At 39.5% G+C, this 23,670-nt stretch carries 16 protein-coding genes and 1 tRNA gene; 13 read left to right on the top strand and 4 right to left on the bottom strand.

Features of this window, described 5'->3' with window-relative positions; translation table 11 throughout:
- Positions 1–5: 5 nt before the first annotated feature.
- Positions 6–893, bottom strand: coding sequence for an AraC family transcriptional regulator (locus BW976_RS00905; protein WP_076369474.1), 888 nt, complete (start codon positions 891–893; stop codon positions 6–8).
- Positions 894–1,234: 341 nt separating this feature from the next.
- Between BW976_RS00905 and BW976_RS00900 the strand changes: the two genes are divergently transcribed.
- The 4 genes from BW976_RS00900 (at position 1,235) to BW976_RS00885 (ending at position 8,591) form a co-directional block, all read left to right on the top strand.
- Entirely contained in the window at positions 1,235–2,707 is a 1,473-nt protein-coding gene (locus BW976_RS00900) for a GH39 family glycosyl hydrolase (RefSeq protein WP_217696189.1), read from the top strand.
- 57 nt (positions 2,708–2,764) lie between these two features.
- Complete coding sequence (locus tag BW976_RS00895) at positions 2,765–5,728, top strand: glycosyl hydrolase (RefSeq protein WP_245834590.1); 2,964 nt, start codon at positions 2,765–2,767, stop codon at positions 5,726–5,728.
- A 40-nt stretch (positions 5,729–5,768) separates the two neighbouring features.
- Positions 5,769–7,199, top strand: coding sequence for an arabinose isomerase (locus BW976_RS00890; RefSeq protein WP_076369468.1), 1,431 nt, complete (start codon positions 5,769–5,771; stop codon positions 7,197–7,199).
- A gap of 315 nt (positions 7,200–7,514) precedes the next feature.
- Positions 7,515–8,591: a TIR domain-containing protein gene (locus BW976_RS00885; RefSeq protein ID WP_175614004.1), complete on the top strand. Its 1,077-nt coding sequence runs from the start codon at positions 7,515–7,517 to the stop codon at positions 8,589–8,591.
- Here the strand turns inward: BW976_RS00885 and BW976_RS00880 are convergent.
- A complete protein-coding gene (locus BW976_RS00880; protein ID WP_076369464.1) occupies positions 8,581–9,726 on the bottom strand; it encodes a TIR domain-containing protein in 1,146 nt (381 codons plus the stop codon). The two genes, BW976_RS00885 and BW976_RS00880, sit on opposite strands and share 11 nt — an antisense overlap.
- 189 nt (positions 9,727–9,915) lie before the next feature.
- Positions 9,916–9,989 (bottom strand) — tRNA-Ile (locus tag BW976_RS00875).
- A gap of 64 nt (positions 9,990–10,053) precedes the next feature.
- Between BW976_RS00875 and BW976_RS00870 the strand changes: the two genes are divergently transcribed.
- Positions 10,054–10,683, top strand: a complete 630-nt coding sequence (locus BW976_RS00870; RefSeq protein ID WP_139332150.1) for an HAD family hydrolase — start codon at positions 10,054–10,056, stop codon at positions 10,681–10,683.
- A 29-nt stretch (positions 10,684–10,712) separates the two neighbouring features.
- Here the strand turns inward: BW976_RS00870 and BW976_RS00865 are convergent, their stop codons facing one another.
- Positions 10,713–11,591, bottom strand: a complete 879-nt coding sequence (locus BW976_RS00865) for a nucleoside phosphorylase (RefSeq protein ID WP_076369460.1) — start codon at positions 11,589–11,591, stop codon at positions 10,713–10,715.
- 231 nt (positions 11,592–11,822) lie between these two features.
- Here BW976_RS00865 and BW976_RS00860 point away from each other — a divergent pair, with 231 nt between their 5' ends.
- The 8 genes from BW976_RS00860 (at position 11,823) to BW976_RS00825 (ending at position 23,641) form a co-directional block, all read left to right on the top strand.
- Positions 11,823–12,911 carry a phosphatidylinositol-specific phospholipase C1-like protein gene (locus BW976_RS00860; protein WP_076369458.1) on the top strand — a complete coding sequence of 363 codons (1,089 nt, stop codon included), beginning with the start codon at positions 11,823–11,825 and terminating at the stop codon, positions 12,909–12,911.
- 119 nt (positions 12,912–13,030) lie between these two features.
- Positions 13,031–13,642, top strand: coding sequence for a GDSL-type esterase/lipase family protein (locus BW976_RS00855; protein WP_076369456.1), 612 nt, complete (start codon positions 13,031–13,033; stop codon positions 13,640–13,642).
- Positions 13,643–13,674: 32 nt separating this feature from the next.
- Complete coding sequence (locus tag BW976_RS00850; protein WP_076369454.1) at positions 13,675–14,403, top strand: esterase family protein; 729 nt, start codon at positions 13,675–13,677, stop codon at positions 14,401–14,403.
- Positions 14,404–14,541: 138 nt separating this feature from the next.
- Complete coding sequence (locus tag BW976_RS00845; protein ID WP_076369452.1) at positions 14,542–15,081, top strand: RNA polymerase sigma factor; 540 nt, start codon at positions 14,542–14,544, stop codon at positions 15,079–15,081.
- Positions 15,082–15,174: 93 nt separating this feature from the next.
- Positions 15,175–16,266, top strand: coding sequence for a FecR family protein (locus BW976_RS00840; protein WP_084191996.1), 1,092 nt, complete (start codon positions 15,175–15,177; stop codon positions 16,264–16,266).
- A gap of 251 nt (positions 16,267–16,517) precedes the next feature.
- Positions 16,518–19,820 (top strand): TonB-dependent receptor, encoded by a 3,303-nt coding sequence (locus tag BW976_RS00835; RefSeq protein WP_076370583.1) that lies wholly within the window; start codon positions 16,518–16,520, stop codon positions 19,818–19,820.
- Positions 19,821–19,824: 4 nt separating this feature from the next.
- The gene (locus BW976_RS00830; RefSeq protein WP_076369448.1) at positions 19,825–21,300 is read left to right on the top strand and encodes a RagB/SusD family nutrient uptake outer membrane protein; all 1,476 of its coding nucleotides are present in this window, start codon (positions 19,825–19,827) and stop codon (positions 21,298–21,300) included.
- Between the two features lie 136 nt (positions 21,301–21,436).
- Positions 21,437–23,641 (top strand): alpha-N-acetylglucosaminidase, encoded by a 2,205-nt coding sequence (locus BW976_RS00825; RefSeq protein ID WP_076369446.1) that lies wholly within the window; start codon positions 21,437–21,439, stop codon positions 23,639–23,641.
- The last annotated feature ends 29 nt before the right edge of the window (positions 23,642–23,670 follow it).

Here is a 23,670-nt window from a genome sequence, read left to right as displayed (position 1 = left end):
GAATTTTAATATATAACACCTATGGCTCTTTTTCGATAATCGGTTGGGGTAATGCCGGTTTTTTCTTTGAACATTTTAGAGAAGTAGAAATAACTGTCAAAGCCCAAATCATAAGCAATTTGCTTTATAGGAGTAGCCGGATTGTTCAAAAGCTCTTTGGCCCGCTCTATTTTTAATTGGATATAATATTGACCCGGTGAAAGTCCGGTATAGCTTTTAAAAGCTTTTCTGAACCAGGAATAACCCACTTGTAATTCTTCGGCAGCTTGCTCTGGCGAAAAGTCATTTACGATATTTGAACGGAATAACAGTCTTGCTTTATTAATGATCACTTCTTTTTCTTCGCATTCTACCGCGTTTTGTTTCAAAATAAAATGAAAATTCCCCATCAGGTGCAATGCTGCTCCTGAAATAAGTGGTTGGTATCCTGTGTTTTCTGTTTTAGTTACCTCAATAACGCTGTTGAATAGTTTAAATATTCCCTCATGGAAGCCAATATAAATACTTGGATTGTCAGGCTTTAAGAAGTTTTTCTTCACCAGGTTATCTATAATATCTCCCTTTATACCTACCCAATATTCATCCCAACCGGTTTCGCTATCTGGTTTGTATCGATGCCTTTCTCCAGGAAAAAGAATAATAATGGTGCCTGCTTTTATCTCGCGAAGTTTGCAGCTGTCTGATTCAAAAGTTCCTTTACCTCTTGTAATATAAATAATTTGGTACTCATTTAATACGCGCCCCATATCCCAGTTAAAATAATGATGAGCAGGATGGGTTTTAAATGGATATGAACCTGTGGGCCCTATATGGGTACAGCCCGTATTTAAAACACATAGCCCCCAGTTTTCATCTTCACGGCTTACCGGCAGGTATTTGTAATAATTGATCATTTAATTATGCTACTATAATGTTTGCTGGCAAAGGACACGTTTGCCCAATATAGCGAGAATGCCAGATAGTAGTGGTTTATAAAGTATTAAAAATAGGAACAATTTATATACTAACAAGGCCCATATCAAAAAATACAATTCAAATATCAAAACCTGTATTTCAACTCATCATCATTGAAATACTTTTGATAATCAATTTTAAACTCTTTCTTGCTTATAATTTAAAGCAAAATTCAGGCAATTAACATATTGGTTAAGTTGTGAGAAAGGTAAGAATTACCGGTGAGGATCTCTGAGCTTCTGCCTTTTCGACGGGTACATGTAAATTATTCTAAATCGCAATGATGAAAAAATTAATAAGTATGGTTTTAGGAGTACTGTGTTTTAGTATAAGTAAAGCACAAACTCCCCAGCTAAAGGTTAATTGGAATGAAGTAGTTATGGTTTCTAGGTCAACCCCTACATTGCAGGTAGTTGGCAATCCCATGTTGCGCCGGAAGGCCTCAATGCACGATGGCTCTTTTGAGGCCCTAAGCAATCTAAATGCCGATTATGTGCGTTATGTGCCCTGGTTCCCGTACCCTAAGCTGGCAGTAGCCGAATTGGATGCCCCAACAGCCACCAAAACATCGTGGGATTTTAGTTTGATAGATCCAATGACTATTGATTTTCTGGAAGCCACTAAAGGGCATTCCGTAATTATGAATTTTAGTACCATACCACAATGGATGTTTAAAACTGAGAAACCTGTTGCTTATCCCGAGGACCCCAACCAGGTTGTCTGGAATTATGGTGGTGGTACTGAATTAAGAGATACCACCCTTAAAGAGTTGACGGATTATTATGTGCGCCTTATTAGTTGGTACACCAAAGGCGGATTTACTGATGAACTGGGGAAATATCATAAATCAGGTTATCATTATGAAATTCCATACTGGGAAGTATTAAATGAACCCGATCTGGAACATAGCATGTCACCACAAACTTATACTAAAATTTATGACGCTATGGTAACCGCCATAAAAGCTGTGTTGCCTAATGTTAAATTTGTAGGAATGGCACTTGCATATGAAAGACCTGAATGGTTTGAATATTTTCTGAATCCGGCTAATCATAAACCCGGCATTCGGCTGGATATGATATCCTACCATTGTTATGCTAATGCTAACAGTAATCAAAAATTCGATGCGTATGAGTATTCAGTATTTGATAAAGCAGAACATTTTATAAACACGGTAACTTACATCGAAAATATTCGCAAACGTTTATCCCCCGATACTAAAACGGATATTAATGAACTGGGTACGTTTGTAAGCGGCGAAATGCGTAATCAGCCAATTATCCCGGCTTACTGGAACCTATCGGCAAGTGTGTATGCCTATTTCTTTATAGAGCTTACCAAAGCCGGTATCGATGTTATAGGCGAATCTCAACTGGTAGGCTTTCCCTCACAGTATCCGGATGTAAGTATGATTAATTATGAAAATAATAAACCCAATGCCCGTTTCCGGGTGCTCAAACTCATAAAAGATAATATTAAGCCGGGCAGTAAATTGGTAAGAACCAGTATAGAGGGAAATAATGGAGATGATATTGTGGCGCAAGGATTTACAGATGGGGGAGATAAAAAAATACTGATCCTTAATAAACGTAATAAAACCATCAGGATAAAAGTACCGCAGGATGTTAAAGGTGCGAAATTGAGTATGCTGGATAGTGCCCTCGGAGATAATGAGCCAACTCAATCAACATTAAACAACGATTTTATTGAGTTAAAGCCTTTTGCCGTTGCTATGATTGTTACTGGTAAATAAAAGACATAAATAATAATGAATAGGTTTTTATTTTTCCTTATAATCATTTTCAATAGTTTGAGTATTGCTAATGCACAGATAAGCAAACTAAAAGAACAATTTATTCATCCGCCTAACAGCGCTAAGCCGGGTGTATATTGGTATTTTATGGATGGCAATATGTCGGAGCGATCTATCACTGCTGATTTGGAGGCCATGAAGAAAGCTGGGATAGGTAACTTTATTTTTCTGGAGGTAAATGTTGGTATCCCACGAGGCCCTGTTGATTTTTTAAGCGAAGAATGGCAACGTATGTTTGCTCATGCTGTAAAAGAAGCCAAACGTTTAGGTATTGAAATGACATTGGGTATAGGACCCGGCTGGACAGGGAGTGGTGGTCCCTGGGTACCTGTAAAGCAGTCTATGCAGCATTTAGTTAGTAGTTCCGTCAATATAATGGGAGGCAAAAAGCAACTCATTATTTTACCCATCCCCTTACCGAAGAAACCCTATTTTGGTGAAGGCGCATTTACGCCAGAACTAAAAAAGCAATGGAATGATTTTTACGAAGATGTAGCTGTATTGGCTTATCCGACCCCATCGGCAACAGGTCAAAAAATAGCTGATGTGGACGAAAAAGCATTGTTCTATCGCGCACCTTATTCATCTGTAAGGGGAGTTAAACAATATCTGCCAACAACAGCCGAATACGTTGAGCCTCCTAAAAACACGGTGGTTGATAGATCTAAAATTATAGACCTTACAGGTAAGCTCCAGCCCGATGGCACGCTCAACTGGGTAGCGCCAAAAGGCAATTGGACTATCATGCGTTTTGGCCGCAGGAACAATGGTGCTATTACCCGGCCGGCTCCAGTACCCGGTCTGGGCTTTGAGGCTGATAAATTTGATACAGGAGCACTTAACGCTCATCTGGATAATTATGTAGGTAAACTGATGCGCAAAGCCGGCATCCCCGATTCAAAAGATGAAGGTGGTTTGAAAAGACTGCACATAGACAGTTGGGAAATGGGGGCTCAAAACTGGACTCCTCATTTTCGTGAGGAATTTAAAAAACGCAGAGGATACGACCCGCTACCTTATTATCCGGTGTATGCAGGTAATATTGTTGAAAGCAATGAAGTAAGCGAACGTTTTTTATGGGATCTTAGACAAACAGCGCAAGAACTGGTGTTAGAATACCATGCACAACAAGTTAAAACATATGCCCATCGCTATGGCTTACAGCTATCCATCGAGCCTTATGATATGAACCCTACGGCGGATCTTGAACTAGGAAATATTGCCGATATGCCTATGTGCGAATTCTGGAGTAAAGGATGGGGTTTCAATTCATCATTCAGCTGTATCGAATCTACTTCAATAGGTCATATTAACGGAAAATCGTTGATCCCGGCAGAGGCTTTCACAGCACAGGACGATGTTTGGAAACAATATCCCGGGTCAATGAAAAACCAGGGTGATTGGGCTTTTGCCACGGGTATAAATAGATTTGTATACCACACCTTTCAAAACCAGTTCCTGGCCGACTCATTGCGACCCGGTGCTACCATGGGGCCTTATGGCGTGCATTGGGACAGGAACCAAACCTGGTGGCCAATGGTTGGCAGTTATCATGAATACATATCGCGCTGCCAGTATATTTTACAGCAAGGCCGTACTGTTGCTGATTTACTTTATTTAACGCCGGAAGGCTCGCCTCATGTATTTCGCCCACCTTCATCGGCAATGGATGGTGATGTGTTTATGCCCGATAGAAAGGGTTATAACTTTGATGGTTGTGCACCCAGTCAGCTTTACAAAGCAAGTGTACAAAATGGCATGCTTGTATTTCCAGGCGGAGCTAGTTACCGATTGCTGGTATTACCGGCTATTAAAACCATGACCCCTGCTTTACTACGGAAAATTACATCACTTGTATATGATGGTGCTGTGGTGGTGGGAGAACCTCCTTTAAAGTCGCCGGGATTATCAGGCTATCCTTTATGTGATGAACAGGTTAGTACATTAGCCAAAACACTTTGGGGTACTTTACAGGAGCCCGGGCAACAAACAATACATGAATATGGAAAAGGTAAAGTGATTTTTTGGGGCGACTTAGATAAGAAGATCGATGATCTCTATCCAGAATATGAACTCACAGCTCAACTATTAAAATCGATAGGCGTTGAACCGGATTTTACTTCCAATGGTACATTACGTTACACTCACCGTACTACTAATGACGCAGATATTTATTTTGTGGCTAACCGAACGGGCGTATCTGTTGAAACAACGGCCACCTTTAGAAGTATCAAAGGGAATCCACAGCTTTGGGATGCTGTAACTGGTGAAATTCGGCAATTACCTGAATATGGAATAAACGGCCAACTAACAACTGTGCCATTAAAGCTTGAGGCTTATGAAAGTTGTTTCATTGTATTTACTAAGGATGGGGTTTCTAATCCATCCGATCATAAAAACCTTGCTGTAAGTACCATAATCAAAACACTTGACGGTCCCTGGCAGGTCTCGTTCGATCCTAAATGGGGTGGCCCAAAAAGTATCCGTTTTGATCAGTTAGTAGATTGGACATTAAGAGCAGAAGATGGTATCAGGCATTATTCTGGTACGGCAACATATTACAAGGATTTTGATATGCCTGTAAAACCAGGTAAGATGAATAAAAGCATATACCTGCATTTAGGCGAAGTTAACCAGATGGCCCGCGTTAAAGTCAATGGCAAAGATATGGGTGTAGTTTGGACGGCACCCTGGCGTGTAGATATTAGCAACGCTGCTTTGAAAAAGCACAATAAACTTGAAATTGAGGTAGTCAATTTATGGGCAAACAGATTGATTGGTGATGCCAATTTTCCGGATGATGGTGTAGTAAATGAGCATTGGCCCGATTGGTTAATCCAGGGGAAACCGAGAACAAGCCACAGATACACGTTCTCAACCTATAATTATTATAAAAAAGATTCCCCCTTAATAAAATCAGGTCTGGTGGGGCCTGTAACAATTCAGGAAAGTAATTATTAATATTCATAAAATATTACAACAGGTAATATCATAATCTAATATGATCAACAGCAACTTAACTATCGGGGTATTTGGAATAGGTTTAGATGTTTATTGGGAGCAATTTGATGGACTCAAAACTTATTTAGAAGGCTGCCTGGAAAAATTGTGTTTAAAATTTACCAATATGCCGGTACGTGTAATTAATGCCGGAATAGTAGACACCGTTAATAAATCTTTCGAAACAGGTAAGCAATTCAGGCAGGAAGATGTGAACATGGTGTTTTTGTATGTCGGTACTTATGCACTATCCTCAACTGTACTACCTGTGGTACAAAAGCTAAATGTACCTGTTATTGTACTCAATCTTTCTCCAGATGCTTGTATTGATTATCAAAGTTTTAATCAGCTAAATGATCGTACAATGATGACAGGCGTTTGGTTAAGATATTGTTCTGCTTGCCCAGTACCCGAGATAGCTAATGTTTTTAAACGTACCGGTATTAATTTTCACCAGGTAACAGGTATGCTTGAAGATGACGAAGAAAGTCATAGGGAAATTATGGAATGGGTGGAAGCCGCTAATGTAGCACACATCATGCAAAATAATCGAATGGGGTGCATGGGGAACTACTACTCGGGTATGCTGGATATCTATACCGACCTTACCTTACAAATAAAATATTTTGGCGGTCACTTTGAACATATTGAGGTAGAAGAGCTTACTGCTATTAAGAATACTGTTACCCAGGGCGAAGCAGAGGAACGTGTGGCTGAGTTTTATGTGAAATTTGACGTACAGGATGACTGCTCACATGCAGAATTGTTAAGGGCCGCCAAAACATCAGTAGCTATGGATAGGTTAATAGCCAGGTATCAGCTAGGGGCATTTGCTTATTATCATAAAGGAACCGGTAACCTTGATAATGAAGAGACCATGAGTTCTATTATTTTAGGTAACTCATTACTTACTGCAAATGGTATACCTGTGGCAGGTGAGTTTGAAATAAAGAACGCGCAGGCAATGAAGATCATGGATAGCTTTGGCGCAGGTGGTTCCTTTACAGAGTATTACGCCATGGATTACAAAGATGATGTGGTTTTGATGGGGCACGATGGTCCGGGTCATATTGCCATTGCAGAGGGTCGGACCAAAGTGAGGCCTTTACAGGTTTACCATGGTAAAGTAGGACAGGGGCTTTCTGTTGAAATGACTGTTAAATGTGGGCCGGTCACTTGTCTTTCCATTCTTGAAAAAGGGAACGGCGTACTCATGATGCTGGTTGCCGAAGGTGAGTCTGTGGATGGACCTATTCTTCAAATTGGCAATACCAACAGCAGATATAAATTTCCTATCGGCTCTCGTAAATTTGTTAACGATTGGAATAGTTACGGGCCGGCTCATCATTGTGCCATAGGGGTGGGACATATCAGTACTAAGCTTAAAAAACTATCCGAAATATTAGGCATGGATATGGTAAAGGTTTGTTGAAGTGTTTGGGACGCCAGATTAGTAGAGTTGATCAATATTAAAACCGATGATCGTAAAGTATGATGGCTTTAAAAAACACCCAAATGACGTTAGAATATTTTAATAAGGAAAGTAACCTTTTATCTTGGATGCCAAAATGTGCGGTTTTTCTGCTATCTTTTGGATGATATGAAGCTTGTTGCAAACCTTTTGAGAGATTATGATGAACCTAAGGGAGCAGCTGTTGCATCATATTATTATTGTAATAGGTGATAAATATTTAGGATATTTTTGTTGTGTTTCAAAATGATGTGCGATATTGCCACTTTAAATATTATGTATAGGAAAGTGTTTATCAGCTACGCGAAAGAGGACATCAAGTTTGCGAGCGAACTTTATGATTTTTTGCAACGTAATCACTATAATCCCTGGTTGGACAAGAAAAAACTGTTGGCAGGTTCCAATTGGGATAATGCAATCCGCAAAGCTTTCAGAGAAGCTGATTTCATAATATTGCTGCTGTCAGCCACTTCGGTTTCTAAACGCGGTTATATCCAAAGGGAATATCGGTTGGCCTTACAGAATTGGGAAATCAAACTGGAATCGGACATTTATATTATCCCGGTGCTGATCGACGATTGCGAGGTGCCGGATAGTTTGAATAAATTTCAGTGGGTACGCTATGATGGGGAAAGTGCTTTTGAGGATATCCTTAAGGCACTTGACGCCCAAAGAGTGGAATATCTTAAAAATGCTTACGTCAAAGATCTCTTAGATACACACTATACCAAAACTTTGCCGTTGGATCTTCCTGCGGGACTAAATATTAAAAGCAGTGTAGAGTTTCCGCAATTTCCTCAAAATCCGTTTTTTAATGCAGAGTATGTTAATACATTCATTCAACATGCTATAATGGATCAGATGAGTACCTATTCAACGTTTATGAGCGAAAAGGATACTTATGCCGTATTGCCGGAGCATTTAAAAGGCCATTTATATTTCTCGAGTTATTATGAAATCCATTTTATTTCCGAGCGGTATCTTAGTTTAATTTTACATATTAGCTCTTATTGGGGTGGGCCGCACCCAAATCACCGCATTGAGACAAAAAACTTTTCATTTAATCCTGTTAGAAAATTGACATTAAGTGATGTAGTAAAATTCGACAATATCAATGACTTTGTGATTGACGTATATGGTAAGTATACCAACGAATATTTAAAAGAGGAGGACGGACATCTGATTGCCCGCATCCGGGACGAATTTGAGAATTGGGGTGCCAAAGACATGGATTTTGTCTTTAATTCGGATTTGTTGAGGTTAATGTCCAACAATTTATTACCTCATGCCTTTCAGGGCGCTGCCAATATAGATATCCCTTTGAACAAACTGGACTTGCGGATCAAGCCTTGACAGGAAGTATCAGGGATTCAAGCCAATCTAGACCGATCAGGCTGCCACAAACTTTTCGTACTTCTTCAAATGTTACAGTGATTTCGTGTTGCCCGTATGAATAAGCGGTAACCTGATAGGGCACAAATATAACCGTGAGTGTTTTATCGCCAACATAAAAGTTACCAAGAAATTCCCAATTGATCTGTTCATCGAAGTTCTTTAAAAAGAATTCGTTTTCGTCATTTACGTCAAACACCTCAGATGCTCGCTCAAGAAGTTTTGATTTACAGAGCTGCGCGAATAACAGCAGGATTTCGTCTTGATAATCCAAAATTTCTTTGAGATACACTTCCAATAGTGGATTGAGCCGAAAGTTCATTCCAACAGTGCCATAATTACCATGTAAGCCGCCGATATAACTGTAATTATAGACGGTGAGACTGATCATTCCAGGCGTGATCAGTTCAAAATTGTAATTCGTTCGGCTCTCGTTACCGGGATGGTTAGGGTTACCGTTTGGTTCGTTAAGTGGGCTGATATGAAGAAATCCATTATACATTCGGTAAACATCGGCTAGGATGTAAGTATTGAGATGTAAAAGGCTTTTGATAGTAGTCTTGGTAAATTGAGGATAGCTGATGCTGATTTTATGAAATATCGTATCCCCGAGGGTTTCCTCCAGGTTATGGCTGGTATACTCGTAAGACAGATTTTGGGCAATCTTGAGCATCTCCGTTTTTAGATAGATGTCCCGTTGTTGTCGCAGTGAAGCGTGAATTTGGTTATACGCATCCCAGTCGTTTAAGTCTACCCATTGATATTTGGCAAATTTTTCCGGAATTGTACAATTATCGGTTAGAACAGGTATAATATAGATACTGTCTTCGGGTCGTTGTTCAAAATAATCTAAAGCGAGCTTGAATTCCTTCTGTATATAACCGGTTTTTGTTATGGCAATTTTTGAAAACAGAATAATAATAAAATCAGCGAGCCGAAGCGCCTGATTGATTTCTTCACGCCAGTTATGGCCCGGCAATAGGTTTTCTTTGTCCAGCCAAGGTTTGAATGGTGTAGATTTGTTGAGATATTCAAACAAGCTCTTGGCTTGTTCGATGTCTTCCTTGGCATGAGCGATGAATACTTTATTGAACATCTGTTTTTTTTCCTATTGGTTTACTATGTTGGTCTTTCGGTAAAAATTTCAAGATTAGAATTTTGTTGCATATATACACAAGATTAGAATGTAATTGCATCATTGTTACGGATTAAATGGGAAGAAATAAAAACCGGCGGAGAAATCTTTCCCCGCCGGTTCCGGCTTTGCTTTAAGTGTTAAGCCTTGTGCGCCCACCTGGGCTCGAACCAGGGACCAAAAGATTATGAGTCTTCTACTCTAACCGACTGAGCTATAGGCGCGGTTATTTGTTTTTGTTTGCGGGTGCAATTTTACATATTTGCCGTCAAATTACAAAACGCTTTTATGGAAAACATTAAAAATATCATCTTCGATTACGGTAACGTTATATTTAGTCTTAACTTTTTAAGGGGTCAAGCAGCTTGGAAAGAGTTGGGTATCAATAATGCTGCTGATTTTTTTGGGCATAAACAACAAGATGAAATTTTTGACAAATTTGATAGAGGAGAGGTCACTGCCGATCAATTCAGAGATTATATCAGACAAAAAACGGGTAATTCTGAGCTTACTAATGATCAAATTAATGCAGCCTGGAACAGCATGCTGGTCGGAATTGAGTCCGGAAACCATGAATTATTGCTAGGTTTAAAAGATAAGTACCGTACTTTTTTGTTAAGTAATATCAACGAAATCCATTACGAATATATTATGAACTATCTGAAAACTGGCTTTGGGTTTGATAGTAACGAGCATATTTTTGAAAAAACTTACTACTCCCATTTAACAGGTAAACGTAAGCCCGAACCCGCAATTTTTGAGATGGTGTTAAACGAAAATAACCTTAATCCATCTGAAACACTGTTTATTGATGATAGTCCTCAACATTTAGCAGCTGCGCAAAAATTAGGTATACAAACATTTTTAATGACAACACCGGATACTATACAGCAATTTTTTGAAAGAGAGAAATTATAATCTGTCCACTTTTAATACATATTCATGAATTAAGTTTTGGCGATAGTATTTAATATCAATTCGATAAAGTGATCCATTACATTAAGCGGATTATTACTGAACTGGTTTGTTGAACGGTTAGCAAGAATAACATTAAATGAGAGTGCCTGGTGACCCAAGCAAGCGGCAAGGCCATATATTCCGGCGGTTTCCATTTCCAGATTAGTAATTAACGAGCCATTTGAGCTTTTAAAGGACGAGAGGAGGGATAAAAGATTTGGCGTTGATGATTTTGCCCGTACCTGCCTTCCTTGAGGCGAATAAAAGCCGGGAGCGGTAAGTGTTATGCCGTGCGAAGCTATGTTTCCCAATTGTTTGAGCAGTTTTTTTCCTGCCGGTGCATAATAGGGTTTAAGATTTAAGTGGGAGTGGGTTGTATGTTTATGAAATTCTTGTAAAAGCTGTCCATCTTTCTCATTTAGCTGGTGTTCATAAAAATGCATAAGCACGTCAAAACCAAAAGCACCGGATGATATCAACAGACTATCAATAGGAATATCTGGTTGTACTGCGCCGGAAGTACCGATACGAATAATATCGATACTGCGAAGTTGAGGATGAATAGAACGTGTTCTAAGATCAATATTTACAAGAGCATCCAGTTCATTTAAAACTATGTCTATATTATCGGTACCTATACCTGTTGAAATAACCGTAAGACGTTTGCTTCCAATGCGACCCGTATGGGTAATAAACTCACGCTTACCTTTTTTAAATTCTATAGTGTCAAAAAAACGACTAACCTTGGGCACTCTATCGGGGTCGCCAACTAAAATAATGGTGTCGCTTATGTCTTCCGGAAGGAGGTTTAAATGGTAAATACTACCATCATCATTTAAAATAAGATCGGTTTCTGAAATTCTTTCCACTCGGTTTGTTATTGGTTGTTTAAAATTAATTAAATAAAATCAGTAGGGCGTTATAGTGCCGAGGTTAATATCACATCCCACAACCTTTAGTTATTATTATTGTTAATGAACAGTTAATCTAAATGAAATATAAGAGGAGCAATTTTGGTGTAATTTTTAACTTGGGTTATACTACCTTAATAAAGTATATCATCGTAAATTGCTAAAGCAAATAACAACTCTGTAATAAATATGAAAACCCTATTAAGTGTACTTTTGATATTGATTTTACCTCTGCGCCAGTGGAGTGATGGTGATGACAATGTGCCTATGAATAAAATACAGGTAATAGGATCGCATAATAGCTATAAAGAAGCTATTTATCCAACCCTGTTTAAGGCTTTTCAAAAACAAAATCCCGAAGCAGCAGAAAAGATCGATTACGAGCACATTGGTTTATCAGATCAATTGAACATGGGGCTTTTAAATTTAGAAATTGATGTTTACGCTGATTCAAAAGGCGGTAAGTATGCACACCCGAAGGGTTTGGATTGGGTGAAAGATCAACCGCCGTTTGATCCCGAAAGTGAAATGAAACAACCCGGCTTTAAGGTATTTCATATCATTGATCTTGATTTTCGCAGTCATTGTTTAACTTTTAAAGATGGTTTAAAACAGCTAAAAACATGGTCGGATGCTCATCCTGATCATAACCCAATCTTTATAACTTTGGAACCTAAGGATGAAACCCCAAAAGATCCGAACCGAACTGCTCCGGAAAAGTTCACAGAACAAACCCTTGATGAGTTGGATAAAAATATTCGGGATGGTTTAGGGAATAGCCTGATAACTCCAGACATGATCAGAGGTAAATACGCGACATTGGAAAGCGCGGTATTGCATGGCAACTGGCCAAAATTAAAAGCAGCACGTGGTAAATTTGTATTTATAATGGATAATACCAAGGAAGACAGGGATTTATATATCAAAGGCCATCCATCCTTAAAGGGCCGGGTTTTATTTACTAATACAGATCCCGGCAATCCTGAGGCTGCCATGATGATCAGAAATAATCCTAAGGATCCTGAAATAAAAGACTTGGTTAAAAAAGGCTACATCATCCGTACCCGTGCCGACTCGGATACTGAGCAGGCCCGTACAAATGATAAAACTGATTTTATTGCGGCCTGCAATTCCGGGGCGCAAATTATAACTACTGATTATTATTTAAAGAGCACCCATTTTAAATCTGATTACGTGGTGAATTTTGAAGAAGGAAGTAAATATTTTCGATTAAACCCTGCATTCAATAATACCCTGAACAATGGTACAGGAAAGTAAAGGGGGATTATAATGACCACTTTACTCTGCTCGAAATAATAAATGAGGTGCAATGTTCCGGCATATCTTGGCATTTAGCTGTAATTTTATACTTTTATCCCTATATTATAGCTAAGTGTATGTATTGGTACGAAGAAGAGGTTAAAGGACTTGAGAAAGAAAGGTTGAAGTTGATATATGAACCATCAACGCTGTTTTATGGAAGCTCGTCGATAAGGTTATGGGATACGTTATTTGACGATTTTAAGCCATTTAAGCCGGCTAATTTGGGTTTTGGCGGTTCAACACTTGCTGCCTGCTCCTGGTTTTTTGATCGTATCGTTGCTCCTTATGATGCTAAATCTATTGTTGTATACGCAGGTGATAATGACCTGGGCGATGGAAGACATCCCGAAGAAATATTTATTTTTTTTGAACAACTCGCTAATCAGATAGCGCAAAGATTTGATGCTATTCCTTGTTATTATGTATCCATAAAACCCAGTATAGCACGCTGGGATCTCATTAATTCGCTTAGATATACCAATAATATTATTGAGAATGAGATTATCAAACGGGATGATAACTGGAAATTCATCAATATATATAATAAGATGCTGAATAAGGATGGATATCCTGATAAAGAATACTTTCAGGCAGATGGCCTTCATCTAAGTAAAAAGGGGTATGCTCTGTGGAAACAAGCTATTTACGCCCGCCTTTCGGAGAACTTTCATGCAGAATTAATATAAATATCATAACATAGAGGCATCTTGCATATAGTATGAACAGAGAATACACGCGATGGTATAGCCCGGTTCTTCAGAGAAATATGGAGATGCTGATATTTGGCTATAGCGGCGCCTCTGTTCTGTTTTTCCCTGCAAGAATGGGCCGGTTTTATGATTACGAAAACTGGCGTGTAATCGAGTCACTGCGTCATAAAATCGAAAACGGATATATTCAGGTTTATTGTGTTGATAGCTGCGATACGGAAAGCTTTTATAGCTCATGGTTTCACCCTTCGGTAAAAATATTAAGGCATATACAATATGAGCAGTACATCCTCGAAGAAGTTGTGCCATATATAGATATTAAAAACCCCAACTCATTTAAAATTGCGGCGGGTTGTAGTTTGGGAGCTTATCATGCGGTAAACATATCATTAAGGCATCCCGGTATATTTAATAAAGTAGTTGGCATGAGTGGCAGGTATGATCTTGCAACTAAAATAGGACATTATGAAGATTTGTTAGAGGGCTATTGGGATGAGAATGTTTATTTTAACATGCCATTACAATATATTCCTAATTTAACAGATGAAAGTAAATTGGAAATGCTAAGACAACTGTGTATAGTTTTGGCAGTAGGGAAGGAGGATGTTTTATTGGATAACAACTACACATTAAGTCATTTATTAACGGAGAAAGGCATTAATAATTCATTGTATCTCTGGGACAACGAAGCCCACCAGGCTCGTGCGTGGCGGCAAATGGTAATCAATTACTTATAAGGTAGGTAAAACTGGGCCGTACTGCATTAAATGTATAAATATGCCAATATAATACTCTATTATGTTGTAATAAATTTACACATTTGCCTATCAAGGTATTTCTTAATTAATTTAGGCTGTTAGTAAACGTCGTCCGTTGTGAGTACACAGGAACATATTCGTCGTATTCAGATTGATGGTGATGAGGCAGCATTTAGTGGGCTTTACGAATTGCATGAACCCAGGCTCAATAAGTTTGCCTATTCTTTCTTAGGCGACAGAGAAGTGGCGCAGGAGATTGTAAATGATGCGTTTCTGAAAATATGGATGGGACGTGAGAGTCTATATAAAATAAGGAATTTGCAGGTTTACTTATATGTACTGATAAAAAACGCCTGCCTGAACCATTTACGAAACACATCTAGCCAAAAAATTAAGGAGCTTCAGCTTACTGAAACCTATTATTTTCAGTTATCTGTTGATCCTTCTCACTTGCTCATTAGCAAAGAATTGGAGGTAAGGGTTTTGAACGCAGTTAACCTGTTACCCCCTCGTTGCAAATTAATATTTAAAATGGTTAAGGAGGACGATCTCTCTTGTAATGAAGTGGCTGCTATTCTCGGTCTCTCTAATAAAACCGTTTTCGCTCAGTTGGCCATTGCCCTTAAAAAATTGGATGATGCGCTTACCGGAAAATAAAATGCCGGCATCAGATAAATCTATTTTAAATTTTTTTTAATTTCTTTTAAGAAAAAACAATAGTTGTGTGTCCTTAGAGGGTATACAATTATTATGGGCAAATCCAGATTTATAGAGTTAATGGCTAAAAGTATGGGCAAAACCGCCACTACAGAAGAATTAGCCGAACTTAATACGTTTCTTGAGCAATTTCCAGAATCAAAAAAGATGCACCAGGTTACTGCAGCCTTAAAAGGCAATGTAAAGCAACCCGACGCAGTAAAGCAAAAAGATATCAGTACAAAGCTTGAGGAGCTTTGGTATAAAATAAAAGGCTCTGACGAAAATTCAAGTACTTTTAATGATAGCAACAAGGTAAAGTCTTTATTTAACTGGCAATGGGCAGCTGCCGCTGTCTTGGTATTAGGTATAGCAGGTGGTTTATTGTATACATGGAAACTGCGACGAGCAGATCAAGCCACCAGGTTGGTTATGCACGAAGTCAGGGTTCCTTATGGAACAACCCGAAAGTTGGTCATGCCCGATGGAACTAAAGTAATGCTGAATGCCGGAAGTACACTAACCTATCCCGAAACATTTGCAAAAAATACCAGAGATGTTAGTCTTACCGGCGAAGGTTTTTTTGAAGTAACGCACAATGCCAAAAGGCCTTTCCTGGTACATACCCATAAATTGACTGTAAAAGTACTCGGAACAGTATTTAATGTTAAAGCATATAATAACGACAGAAATATCGAAACTACTTTGTTCAAAGGTAAGGTACAAGTTGAATTGGAAAATAATCCGGAAAAAGATATCGTATTATTACCTAACGAAAAGCTATTAGTGGCTAACAATCAACTTCAAACCCATTCACAGGCTGCCGGTATTAAAGAAGCAAAAATAGAATACCAGGTAATTACCTTGCCCGCCGTTAAAGCCGATGAGATCAAAGAAACCGCGTGGCTTGATAACCGGATATTATTTACCAATGAACTATTTGAAGATGTTGCTAAACAAATAGAACGGAAATATAATGTGCAGATTGTATTTGAAAACCAGGCGCTCGAAACCGAGCAAATAAGTGGTCTGTTGGATAAAGAGTCATTGCAAGATGCTCTTCGGATCATAGAAGTAACAACTCCGTTCAATTATCGCATGGACGGAAATACAGTTTATCTGTCGAAAAAAGAGAAACAAAATTAATTTAACTAACCCCTAAAACTAACGCGTATGACATTGAAACATTACTTATCAGATTCCTGACATCCACAATAAACAAGGGAAGAGCTGGCACTCCTCCCTGTAAAAACAAATCGGATTTTTATTAACAAGAGTAAGGTGTTGTAACACAGTGCTTACTCTATCCATTAATTTTCAAAACAAATGTAATGAAAAAAACAAGAAGGGTATTTCCGCTTCAGGGTGCCCCCGTATGTCTAAAAGTTATTTTGCTGATGAAAGCAGTTTTCCTTCTTATGCTGGTTACATGTATGCAAGTTTCGGCCACGGTGTATTCTCAACAAAAGTTTACACTCAGTATTAAGCAAACCGAAGTAAGCAGCATATTAACCAAAATTCAAAAACAAAGTGATTATCGTTTCTTTTACAACTACGCCTCCATCAAAAAATTGGGCAAGGTTGATCTGGATGTGAAGGATGCTACTATCGGTCAGATATTAAGCAGCCTTATAGATAATAAACTTTCTTACAAAATGGCTGACGATCATGTAGTGATCATATCTAACCAGGAAGATGCGGGTCGTCAGGCTATCATTAAAGGTAAAGTGGTTGATAAAACAGGCGAACCTTTGATAGGTGTAAGCGTTAAACTACAAGGCACCAATGTGGGTATCACTACGGATGTTAATGGTACATTCAGTATTAATGCGCCAGACGATGGTACTTTGGAGTTAACCTATATCGGTTATGCCAAAAAAATAGTGTCTATTGCAGGCAATCATAGTTTAACTATTACGATGGATGCCTTGCCATCAGCTTTGAATGAGGTTGTTGTAGTTGGTTATGGCACCAGTAAAAAAATTGATATTACCGGTTCTGTGGCCAGTGTTAAAGGCGCTGATCTTCAAAATTTACCAGTAAGCAGCGCTGCTCAAGCAATAGATGGCCGGGCCAGTGGTGTAAGTATTGTTCGTAACGATGGCTCGCCGGGCGCAGCCCCAAGTATCCGTATTCGTGGTACAGGTACTATTAATAATGCCGATCCGTTAATAGTAATTGATGGGGTTGCTACTAGTGATCCCAGTGCTCTTAGTGACCTTAACCCGAATGATATCGCCTCTATGGACATTTTAAAAGATGCTTCATCAAGTGCTATTTATGGTACCCGGGCTGCTAATGGTGTTGTTTTGATCACTACTAAAAAAGGGTCATACAGCCAAAAACTGTCAACTTCCTTTAACTTTTACAGCGGTTTTTCTAATTCAACCAAATACATTGATCTGTTAACTGCTCCGCAATTGTATCAACTGAAAAGGGAACGTTATACCAACGACGGCGTCGCGATTGACACTCCATGGAATAACCCGTATTATGCTACCCAGCGAACAGATTGGCAACGGGCCATTATGAAAACCGGGCACGTAACCAATGGTGATATCAACATACAAGGAGGTAACGATCAGTCAAACTATTACTTTTCAACTTCTCTTTATAATGAAGATGGTATTATAGATAAAACCAATTTTAAGCGTTTTAGTACCCGCATCAATTCAGAACATAAAATAAAGCCATGGCTTAAATTGGGCGAAAATATCCAGTTAACTTATGCCGATAACAATGGATTTAATAACAACGACTCCCAAACCGGATTGATTTTTTCAGCGCTACGTTTTAATCCCGCTATCCCTTTAGTTAACCCCGATGGCACTTACGGCACCTCAAAAGCATTTGCAAACCAGTTGGGAGATGTAAACAGCCCATATGCCACCATTCAAGAGGCAGACCGCTTCAACAAGAAATACAGAGCATTGGCTAATGCTTTTGCAGAGGTTTCATTCACTAAGGACTTGAAATTGCGTGTTAATTATGCTTTTGATGGTACTATAACCCGCGGCTACAATTTTAACATAGCCGATGTTAATCAGGCCAGACAAAATACCACATCGCAATTAACAGAAACTGAAGGTGAATTGTCATCACAATTGTTGGAGTCCTTTCTTACTTATGATAAAGTATTTGGTAAGAGCCATGTTACATTTACCGGTGGTTATTCTTATCAAAACTTTAAAAACTATGGTTTTACGGCCTATAGGTTAGGTTATGATGATACTTCACCCGATCAAAGGGTGTTAAATCAGGGGAATAGCCAGTTTAATTCAAATGTCTTGGCGGCTCCGTCATCACTACAATCTGGTTTTGCAAGGTTGTTTTACGATTATGATGGCAGATTTCTGGCCACGGTAACTTTTCGTGCCGATGGATCATCAAAGTTTGCTCCGGGTAAACAATGGGGTTATTTCCCTGCATTTTCATTGGGCTGGAGATTATCAAACGAAGAGTTTATTAAAAATATCAGCTGGATAAGCAATTTAAAATTAACAGGTGGTTATGGCGAATTAGGTAATCAAAATGTTAACCCTTTTCAATATTTAGCCTTAATAAAGGTTGGCAGTACTTATGAAAATGGCGGTTATGCTTTTGGTGGTACTGGTGTAAGTGGCTCCGCTGTTACCAATCTGGCTAATCCAGATATTACCTGGGAGCGGGCTGCAATGACCAATATTAGTTTAGAAGCCGGGTTTTTAAATAACAGACTAAACACTACGGTAACTTATTTCAATAAAAACACCAAAGATATGCTGGTTCCGTCCTCGGAAGTATCTACCGTTGGAAGTGTAACTATTCCCGATAAAAACATAGCTACTATGAACAATCACGGTATTGAGGTAGATGTTAACTATCAGGGCGGTAACAAAGTAAAATACTCCATAGGTGCAAATGCCTCCTTCATTAAAAATAGGGTTACCAAACTTTATGGAGCAGGAGCATTTATTGGCTCTGTTGTTTACGGGCGTTCGAGCCAGGAAATTTCCAGAACCTATGAAGGACAGCCTATTGCTTCTTTTTATGGCTGGAAAACCAATGGTTTATACCAAACCCAAGCCCAGATTGACAATGACCCTTACCTGAAGAACGATCCACGCAAGAGTAGTATTAAGCCTGGTGATGTAAGATTTGTAGATATAAATGGGGATGGCGTAATTGATGGTAACGACAGAACTTATCTGGGCAATCCTAATCCTAACGTTACCGCCGGCTTACAGGCAAGCATATCTTATAAAGGGTTTGATCTGTCTGCAAATTTTACCGGCGTATTTGGTGTTAGTTTATACAATGCCGATAGAATGCAGGGAATTGATCCAACTTATCCGTTTAACCTTTATGCGGAGGATATGGGCAGATGGACAGGCCCTGGAACCAGTAATACCATCCCACGGATGACATTAGACCGTAGCAATGATAACTACCGCACGTCTGACCTGTTTGTGGAAAGTGGGAATTACTTCAGCCTTAAAAATGTAACATTAGGATACACTTTACCCGCAGTATGGGCTAAAAAGGCAGCATTAAGCAGCTTAAGGATTTATGCTTCGGGTCAAAATGTATTCATCATCACTAAATACAAAGGTTATACACCAGAGCTGGGTTATACGGATGGTAACGAGCAAAGGGGAGTAGACGTGGCCCAATATCCGTCGCTCAGGACTATCACATTTGGTTTAACAGCTAAATTATAACATCATGAAATCAAAAATAACATTATACACACTTCTTGCTTTGGTACTGTGTAACAGTGCCTGCAAAAAAGCGCTTGATTTAAAACAGCAGGGTGTTTATACTTCTGATAATTATTTCAGAAACGAGGTTGATGCTGTTAATGCAGTATCAGGAATTTACAGCTTGTTGGAGGAGGAAGACTATATAGGTCATGCTGAAACCACCTTTGATGTTCCGTCTGATGATTACTGGCGTTCGGGCGATCACGGTGAAGATGAAGCGATAGAAAACTTAACTTATGACGCCTCAAACGCAGCCATAAGGTATCCTTATAAATGGAGGTACGAAGAAATAAACCGTTCTACCAACTGTATTATCAATATACCTAAGATCACCGCTATCTCTGCTGATGTTAAATCACGTAGCATGGGCGAGGCTTATTTTCTAAGGGCTTTTGGTTATTGGCGCTTAATGGTGATCCATGGTGATGTGCCTATCATTACCGAAGATGATTATACTAAGCAACTATTTAACGTTCCAAAATCTCCAATAGAAGATGTGCGGAAACAAATTGAGTCTGACTTAAAACAGGCTGTCTCTTTACTTCCTGAAAGCTATGGCCCAACAGACCGTGGTCGTGTAAGCAAAGGAACCGCCCTTGGATTATTAACTAAACTATACATGTATTGGGAAAAATTCCCTGAAGCGATAGCGACTGGACAGCAGGTGATTTCAAATAGTCATTATGCGCTGGCTGCTAATTATCAGGATAATTTTACCCGCGCCAATGAAAATAGTACAGAGTTGCTTTTCTCTATCCAGGCAGTACAAAACGTAGTGCAGAATGATTTTACGGTGTATTACATTCCAAGACCGTGGGGCGGCTACGGCTTTAGTCAGCCATTGCAAGGGCTTGCCGATGAGTTTGAAGCTAATGACTCGCGTAAAGCAGCCACTCTTTTAAGCGTTGGTGATCAGATAGATATCGGCGATGGTAAGGGACTTACTACCTTTACATCAGATCTGTCTGCAACGGGTTACGTTTTCCGTAAATACGCGGTATTTAACTCCGCAAGTGCAGGTGGTGGTGTCGATCACACTTTTGCGGTACCGTTAATGCGTTCGGCAGATACCTACCTGTTAGTAGCAGAGGCCCTTATTCGTACACAAGGAGTAGGGGCTGGCGACGCGTTGATTAATCAGATCAGGCATAGGGCTTCGCCTTTATTAAAACCAGTTGCTGGTGCAGGTATGAAAGAGTTGATCCATGAGCGTCGTATGGAATTGGCAGGTGAGGGTGAGCGTCATCAGGATCTGATGCGTTGGGATAAAGACAAAATCGTAGATATTGCTGCGATATACAATCTTTCTGTTTCTAAAGCGCCGATAGATCAATCTAAGAATGTCATATTTATTCGTCCTAAAAATTATTATTTCCCGCTTCCGCAGGTTGAAATTGATAAGAGTAAGGGAGTTTTGATACAAAACCCTAACTTTTAAAAGATGATAAAATAAATTTCCGGTAATCAGGGTAAGAAATTCTTTTACAGAATACTTTGTTCTGATTACCGGTGTTTTATAATGAAGTGGTTACACTTACTTTAATATCTTCATAACTATTCCATAAAATTATTAAATGAGAAAGCATTTACTTGTACTTGTTGTTATAGCATTTGGCTTAAAAGCCAGTGCCCAGGTTGATCAAAAGGCCTCATACGCCTTTATTGAGCGGGTCATCCCCGGTAAAAGCAGTTCGTTTACAATAGAAGCTATCCCACAGCAAAATGGTAAAGATGTTTTTGAACTTGACAGCAGGAGCGGTAAAATAGTATTGAGAGGGAATAATGGTTTATCCATAGCCTCAGCATTAAATTACTATCTTAAAAAGTACTGTCTTTGCGATATCAGCTGGAATGGCATCAATCTTAACCTTCCGGCAACTTTGCCTATGGTAAAAAGCTTGGTGCATAAAACTACACCTTACCAGTATCGCTATTATTTAAACTATTGTACTTACAATTATTCCATGGCCTGGTGGGATTGGGACCGTTGGCAAAGAGAAATTGATTGGATGGCTCTAAATGGCATTAATTTGCCATTGGCTATTACCGGCGAAGAAGCCGTTTGGCAAAACGTATACAAAAGCATGGGTTTTACGGATAAACAACTAGATGAGTTTTTTAGCGGCCCTGCGTATTTCGCCTGGTTCTGGATGGGTAACATTGATGCCTGGGGTGGTCCACTGCCACAGCATTGGATGGATACTCACAAAGAACTGCAAAAAAAGATATTGGAGCGTGAGCGTTCCTTTGGTATGAAACCTGTATTGTCTTCATTTACAGGGCATGTGCCGCCATCATTTAAAGATAAGTTCCCTGGTGCTAAGATTAAAAAGACCAATTGGGATGCCGGTTTTCCGGATGTATATATCCTTGACCCCGACGATCCGATGTTTGAAACCATCGGTAAAAAATATATAGAGGCGCAAACCAAAGAGTTTGGTACAGATCACCTGTACTCTGCCGATACTTTTAATGAAAACGTGCCGCCAACCAATGACTCTACTTACCTGGACGGCATGAGCAAAAAGGTTTTTAATTCCATGGCCGCAGCTGATCCCAAAGCAATTTGGGTGATGCAAGGCTGGATGTTCCATTATAATAATAAATTCTGGCAACCACAGCAGATCAAGGCGCTGCTAAACGCCGTGCCTAACGAACAAATGATCGTATTGGATCTCTACAGCGACGCCCACCCGGTTTGGAACCGTACCGAGGCCTACTACGGCAAACCCTGGATCTGGAGCATGCTGCAAAACTTTGGCGGTAATATTAGCCTGTTCGGCAGAATGCGCCACGTAGCCGCCGATCCGGCTATAGCCCTGCATGACCCCGAATCAAAAAATATGCGTGGTATAGGCATCACCCCTGAAGGTATTGAGCAAAATCCAGCACTGTTTGCCCTTATGCTGGAGAATGTATGGAATGATACCCCGATTGATGTAGATAAATGGCTTGTCAATTACGCGCAAAGACGTTATGGCCAAAACAACACTCAAGTAAATGAAGCGTGGCATATTTTATTAAACACCGTATATTCCGGCGGCTTAACCGAAGGCGGCCCTGAATCTATCATAGTAGCCCGTCCAACTTTTAAAAGGACTATCGACAGGGTGTTAACCAAAGTGGATTATGATCCTGCGCAATTACTTAAAGCCTGGGGCCTGTTTATAAATGCTACCGACAGCCTGAAGCAAAGTGACGGCTTTCAGTATGATCTGGCTGATATAACCCGTCAGGTACTGGCAAACTATGCGAGTCCGCTACAGCAGCAAATGGTTGCTGCATATCAAAGCAAGGATAAAGCCAACTTTAAATTATACAGTACCCAGTTTTTACAACTCATGGATGATATGGATGCGCTGTTAAGCACCCGTAAAGATTTCCTGTTGGGCAAATGGATCACTGAAGCAAGAGTCAATGGTATCACCGAAAAAGAAAAGAACCTGTATGAGTTTAATGCCCGTGACCTGGTTACCCTTTGGGGTGATAAGGAGAGTGGCTTAAGAGAATATTCCAACCGTCAATGGGCTGGCTTAATCAAAGGATATTACAAACCCCGTTGGGAACTGTTTCTTGACCAGTTAAATAAATCTCTAATCTCAGGTGCTCCATTTGACGAACCTGCTTTTGATAAACAAGTGAAGGACTGGGAATGGCAATGGGTAAATAAGCATGATAACTCCTATTCTGATGCTACCAAAGGTAACAGCGTTGACCTTTCAAAACAGTTATTTGGAAAATATCATACCCCCATTCAACAAGCATATATTCAAAAGTGATGATGCGTATTTACTTTATATTATTACTC

The sequence above is a fragment of the Mucilaginibacter lappiensis genome (genome assembly GCF_900155965.1).
Classification (GTDB): domain Bacteria; phylum Bacteroidota; class Bacteroidia; order Sphingobacteriales; family Sphingobacteriaceae; genus Mucilaginibacter; species Mucilaginibacter lappiensis.
The sequence above is the reverse complement of the archived record's forward strand: the minus strand, read 5'-3'. Positions and strand labels throughout refer to the sequence as shown.

What these genes read in the sequence shown, in the direction of transcription:
- BW976_RS00905 (WP_076369474.1), bottom strand. Translation starts at nt 893, where the DNA reads ATGATCAATTATTACAAATACCTGCCGGTAAGCCGTGAAGATGAAAAC.
- BW976_RS00900 (WP_217696189.1), top strand. Translation starts at nt 1,235, where the DNA reads ATGATGAAAAAATTAATAAGTATGGTTTTAGGAGTACTGTGTTTTAGT.
- BW976_RS00890 (WP_076369468.1), top strand. Translation starts at nt 5,769, where the DNA reads ATGATCAACAGCAACTTAACTATCGGGGTATTTGGAATAGGTTTAGAT.
- BW976_RS00885 (WP_175614004.1), top strand. Translation starts at nt 7,515, where the DNA reads ATGTATAGGAAAGTGTTTATCAGCTACGCGAAAGAGGACATCAAGTTT.
- BW976_RS00880 (WP_076369464.1), bottom strand. Translation starts at nt 9,726, where the DNA reads ATGTTCAATAAAGTATTCATCGCTCATGCCAAGGAAGACATCGAACAA.
- BW976_RS00870 (WP_139332150.1), top strand. Translation starts at nt 10,054, where the DNA reads ATGGAAAACATTAAAAATATCATCTTCGATTACGGTAACGTTATATTT.
- BW976_RS00860 (WP_076369458.1), top strand. Translation starts at nt 11,823, where the DNA reads ATGAAAACCCTATTAAGTGTACTTTTGATATTGATTTTACCTCTGCGC.
- BW976_RS00855 (WP_076369456.1), top strand. Translation starts at nt 13,031, where the DNA reads ATGTATTGGTACGAAGAAGAGGTTAAAGGACTTGAGAAAGAAAGGTTG.
- BW976_RS00850 (WP_076369454.1), top strand. Translation starts at nt 13,675, where the DNA reads ATGAACAGAGAATACACGCGATGGTATAGCCCGGTTCTTCAGAGAAAT.
- BW976_RS00840 (WP_084191996.1), top strand. Translation starts at nt 15,175, where the DNA reads ATGGGCAAATCCAGATTTATAGAGTTAATGGCTAAAAGTATGGGCAAA.
- BW976_RS00835 (WP_076370583.1), top strand. Translation starts at nt 16,518, where the DNA reads ATGAAAGCAGTTTTCCTTCTTATGCTGGTTACATGTATGCAAGTTTCG.
- BW976_RS00830 (WP_076369448.1), top strand. Translation starts at nt 19,825, where the DNA reads ATGAAATCAAAAATAACATTATACACACTTCTTGCTTTGGTACTGTGT.
- BW976_RS00825 (WP_076369446.1), top strand. Translation starts at nt 21,437, where the DNA reads ATGAGAAAGCATTTACTTGTACTTGTTGTTATAGCATTTGGCTTAAAA.